Origin of the sequence: Caballeronia sp. (assembly GCF_028292365.1) — a bacterium.
GTDB lineage: Bacteria > Pseudomonadota > Gammaproteobacteria > Burkholderiales > Burkholderiaceae > Caballeronia.
Map to the genome: position 1 here is coordinate 1 of NZ_JAQGMM010000471.1, position 4,133 is coordinate 4,133.

The window sequence follows — 4,133 nt, forward strand, 5'->3', positions numbered from 1 at the left end:
TCGAAAAGCGCATCCGTGGACGCGTGAAGCGTCAGATGGAAAAGAGCCAGCGCGAGTATTACCTGAACGAACAGGTCAAGGCGATCCAGAAGGAACTGGGCGAAGGCGAGGAAGGTGCGGATCTCGAAGAACTCGAGAAGCGCATCACCAACGCACGCATGCCGAAGGAAGCCAAGAAGAAGGCTGATGCGGAGCGGAAGAAGCTCAAGCTGATGTCGCCGATGTCGGCTGAAGCCACCGTTGTGCGCAACTACATCGACACCCTGATCGGCTTGCCGTGGCGCAAGAAGAGCAAGGTCAACAATGACCTCTCGAATGCGGAACGCGTACTCGACGAAGATCACTTTGGCCTCGAGAAGGTCAAGGAACGGATCCTCGAGTATCTTGCGGTCCAACAACGGGTTGAAAAGGTCAAGGCGCCTATCCTGTGCCTCGTCGGGCCTCCGGGCGTCGGCAAGACCTCGCTGGGCCAGTCGATCGCCCGCGCAACGAACCGCAAGTTCGTGCGCATGGCGCTTGGCGGCGTGCATGACGAGTCCGAGATTCGCGGTCACCGTCGCACGTACATCGGATCGATGCCTGGCAAGATCTTGCAGAGCCTGTCGAAAATCGGCGTGCGCAATCCGCTTTTCCTGCTCGACGAAGTCGACAAGATGGGTATGGATTTCCGCGGCGATCCGGCGTCTGCTTTGCTTGAAGTGCTCGATCCGGAACAGAACCATACGTTCGCCGATCACTACATCGAAGTGGATTTCGACTTGTCGGACGTTATGTTCGTGGCGACGTCGAACTCGCTGAACATTCCGCCGCCGTTGCTCGACCGGATGGAAGTGATTCGCCTCTCGGGTTACACCGAGGACGAGAAGATCAACATCGCGCAGAAGTACTTGTTGCCCAAGCAGATCCGCAACAACGGCCTGAAGGCTGGCGAGATGGATCTGACCGAAGAAGCGATCCGCGACATCATTCGTTATTACACGCGTGAAGCAGGCGTTCGTTCGCTTGAGCGCGAAATGTCGAAGATCTGCCGCAAGGTCGTGAAGATGCTTCTGCTGAAGAAGGCAGAAGGCGCGGTTCGGATCGACGGCAGCAATATCGACACGTTCCTCGGCGTGCGCAAGACCGACTTTGGTCTGGCCGCGAAGGAGAACCAGGTCGGTCAGGTGACGGGTCTCGCGTGGACGGAAGTGGGCGGCGACTTGCTGACCATCGAAGCCGCGGTGATGCCGGGTAAGGGCAATATCATCCGCACGGGTTCGCTCGGCGACGTGATGAAGGAGTCGGTCGAGGCAGCGCGTTCAGTGGTGCGTTCGCGTTCGCGTCGTCTGGGTGTGTCGGATGAGGCGTTCGAGAAGAAGGACATCCACATCCACGTGCCTGAAGGCGCGACGCCGAAGGACGGTCCGTCCGCCGGTATCGCCATGACGACGGCGCTGGTGTCCGTGCTGACCGGTATTCCGGTTCGCGCAGACGTGGCAATGACGGGCGAAATCACGTTGCGCGGCGAAGTGTTGCCTATCGGCGGATTGAAGGAGAAGTTGCTGGCGGCGCATCGCGGTGGCATCAAGCTCGTGCTGATCCCGGAAGAGAACACGAAGGATCTGGCCGAAATTCCGGACAACGTGAAGAACTCGATCGAAATCGTTCCGGTTCGCTGGATCGACAAGGTGCTTGAGCTTGCGCTCGAACGTGTTCCAGCAGCACTGCCGGAAGAAGAAGCCAAACCGGCAACGCCTGCTGTCGCGGAAAAGAAGGACACCCCGGCAGCGGGTGAGTTCGTGAAGCATTAAGCATCACCAGGCGCCCGTCGAGGCGCGGCCCGAAATGGTCGCGCCGGAGTCGAGCAAAGCAAAACCCGCGTGGTCAGTGCGAACTGACCACGCGGGTTTTTCATTGGCGCTCTTATTAGCGCTTTTCATTGACGCTTTCATCGACGCTTTTATTGACACGTCCAACGCACGTATCAGCGTGTTTGCGCGTCAACGTTCAAACAAAGTGGCGCTAATCAGGCTCAATCCCGGTTGACACCGGTCTTTCGGCTACTTCTAATGACCGCCGCACTTAGGGCTTCCGGGGCCTGTGCTCAAGCAGCCTGTCGTGAACCACCTCTTTGCAGCATCGCCCAACCACAAACCATTATTCGGGGGATCACAATGAACAAGACGGACCTGATCGACCATATTGCACAGCAAGCTGATATCTCTAAAGCGGCGGCCAGCCGTGCGCTCGAAGCCGTGATCGGCGGGGTCAAGACGACTTTGAAGAAGGGCGGCTCGGTGACGCTCGTCGGCTTCGGCACCTTTGCTGTGGGCAAGCGGACGGCGCGCATTGGCCGTAATCCCCGTACCGGCGATGAGATCAAGATCAAAGCCGCGAAGGTTCCGAAATTTCGCCCTGGCAAAGCGCTAAAAGATGCGCTAAACTAGCGGACTCGCTGGATACGGACCGGTTTGAAACAGTTCGGATCTGGCGGAGCGGATCACACACTTGTTTCGCATAATGGGTGTGAAGATCGCTCGAAAAGATTACCTGAGAAGATCGCATAAGATCGCGAAGCGGGTGCTTAGCTCAGTTGGTAGAGCGGCGCCCTTACAAGGCGTAGGTCGGCGGTTCGAGCCCGTCAGCACCCACCACCGTTTCGCAAGCAATGTCTGAAGAAGTTCGGAGAAGTACACGGAAACCCGCATGGCTATTGGCTCTGCGGGTTTTTTTATTGGTTGAGAATTGTCCGAGGATGTCCGGTATGTTCCAGCTAGATCCGAACTTCGAACGTTGTATTTTTCGTTGTATTCCCGTATTCACGAGAGTCCACGAACGGGTATACAACGATGTCGAAGACCGCGCTTCATCAACTCGCCCGGCTAGCGATTGTGAGCGCCAAGGCTGCCACGAGACCTTACTATCCGGTCCTATAAGGCCACGCCGATCGTCCGTGCTGCTTTGCAGTTCACTCCACTAGTGTTTCAGCGTCCTGGCCGGATCAGGAGGGCGGCATGGGAGCAATTCGATCTGAAGGGCGGCCCTCGGGTGTGCCCCGCAACCATGATGAAGGGGAAACTTGAACGCAAACGAAGTGGGCCCCCTCATCTGGTGCCGCTGTCGCGGCAGGCCGTTTCGATACTGAGGGAGCTGTATTTTTTTGACGGGACCGACTGGCTATGTTTTCCCCTAGGGGTCGTATTCTCTTTTCGAGAAATACGAGTGACATATGCACAGCAATGTTGACACGGGCAACGCCGCTGAAGCGAACCAGCTCTCTGGAAGGTGGCGTAGTTCCTGCAAAATGGTTTGTGGGAAACACGAACCCAGCGCCGCGATGTCGATCCTCTTGAAGGAGTATTCGGACATCGTGCCCGCGTTGGCAGCCAGACTCGCGATCCGCGAACGCGAGGACCGCACCTTGATGCAGCCCGCGACGGAGGCACCGTCCACTCAACACGGCCTCGCCAGTTGGATCGCCAATCACATTCGATCGTTGCACCGCTTGCGCGGCTGACTTCTGCCCCGAAAGCTAGAACTTATGCCGTATGCCCAGGCGCGCGACCGCTTGATGACGATTCGAGGAGGGCGACAAATCGGCGATGTTCGCGACCGCCGCGTGGCCGGTCGAATCGTCGCCGCTGACCGTCTGCCAGGCTGCTGACACGTAGACGTCTGTCCGCTTCGAAAGCGCGTGATTCAGTCCCGCCGAAATCTGGTTGTATTTCGCGCCTCCGATAGTTTGCGTGACTGCATTGCCCTTGAGAAAATTGTAGGCGGCGCCCACCGACCACTCAGGCGTGAACCGATATTGCACGCTGAACTCGGCATCGTTGAAATCCGCGCTGCTCTCAGCAAGCGCCGCGATGTTCGAATATCGAATGTTCGAATACGTCGCGCCCATGACAACGTTCCCGAGCACATAAGACCCTCCGGCCGCTATCACCTGTTAGGTTCTCGCTGTCGAGTAACCGCTATAGATCGGACTCGCCGTCAATCCGTTCGACACCGGTGTGTTGGTCGGATTGCTTCCAAACAAGGACGCCGCCGGATTGTTGAAGTGCGAATACGCAAGCGCCAATCCCAGCGGACCGTTGGTGAAATGCGCGCCGAATGAGTAAGCCTGATTGGTCGCAAGCGAGCCGGGTACGCCA

The 4,133-nt window shown here is 57.7% G+C and carries 5 protein-coding genes, 1 tRNA gene and 1 pseudogene; 4 read left to right on the forward strand and 3 right to left on the reverse strand.

Features of this window, described 5'->3' with window-relative positions:
* The coding region (gene lon, locus JWR14_RS27450; protein ID WP_299715016.1) for an endopeptidase La at positions 1-1,790 on the forward strand (1,790 nt) is incomplete at its 5' end.
* Between the two features lie 3 nt (positions 1,791-1,793).
* Here the strand turns inward: lon and JWR14_RS27455 are convergent.
* Entirely contained in the window at positions 1,794-1,919 is a 126-nt protein-coding gene (locus tag JWR14_RS27455) for a hypothetical protein (protein ID WP_299715019.1), read from the reverse strand.
* Between the two features lie 234 nt (positions 1,920-2,153).
* Between JWR14_RS27455 and JWR14_RS27460 the strand changes: the two genes are divergently transcribed.
* The 3 genes from JWR14_RS27460 to JWR14_RS27470 all read left to right on the forward strand — a co-directional run bounded on the left by JWR14_RS27460 (position 2,154) and on the right by JWR14_RS27470 (position 3,496).
* Positions 2,154-2,426: an HU family DNA-binding protein gene (locus JWR14_RS27460; RefSeq protein ID WP_047896884.1), complete on the forward strand. Its 273-nt coding sequence runs from the start codon at positions 2,154-2,156 to the stop codon at positions 2,424-2,426.
* 131 nt (positions 2,427-2,557) lie between these two features.
* Positions 2,558-2,633, forward strand: a tRNA-Val gene (locus tag JWR14_RS27465).
* A gap of 683 nt (positions 2,634-3,316) precedes the next feature.
* Positions 3,317-3,496 carry a hypothetical protein gene (locus tag JWR14_RS27470; protein WP_299715022.1) on the forward strand — a complete coding sequence of 60 codons (180 nt, stop codon included), beginning with the start codon at positions 3,317-3,319 and terminating at the stop codon, positions 3,494-3,496.
* A gap of 15 nt (positions 3,497-3,511) precedes the next feature.
* On the opposite strand, the gene JWR14_RS27475 is transcribed toward JWR14_RS27470, so the two are convergent.
* Positions 3,512-3,925: a porin gene (locus JWR14_RS27475; protein WP_299715025.1), complete on the reverse strand. Its 414-nt coding sequence runs from the start codon at positions 3,923-3,925 to the stop codon at positions 3,512-3,514.
* Between the two features lie 3 nt (positions 3,926-3,928).
* Positions 3,929-4,133: pseudogene (locus tag JWR14_RS27480) on the reverse strand (porin); the annotation flags it as partial.

Excerpts from the sequence above, each read along its gene's own strand:
- JWR14_RS27460 (WP_047896884.1), top strand. The coding sequence starts at position 2,154 with ATGAACAAGACGGACCTGATCGACCATATTGCACAGCAAGCTGATATC.
- JWR14_RS27455 (WP_299715019.1), bottom strand. The coding sequence starts at position 1,919 with ATGAAAAGCGCTAATAAGAGCGCCAATGAAAAACCCGCGTGGTCAGTT.
- JWR14_RS27470 (WP_299715022.1), top strand. The coding sequence starts at position 3,317 with ATGTCGATCCTCTTGAAGGAGTATTCGGACATCGTGCCCGCGTTGGCA.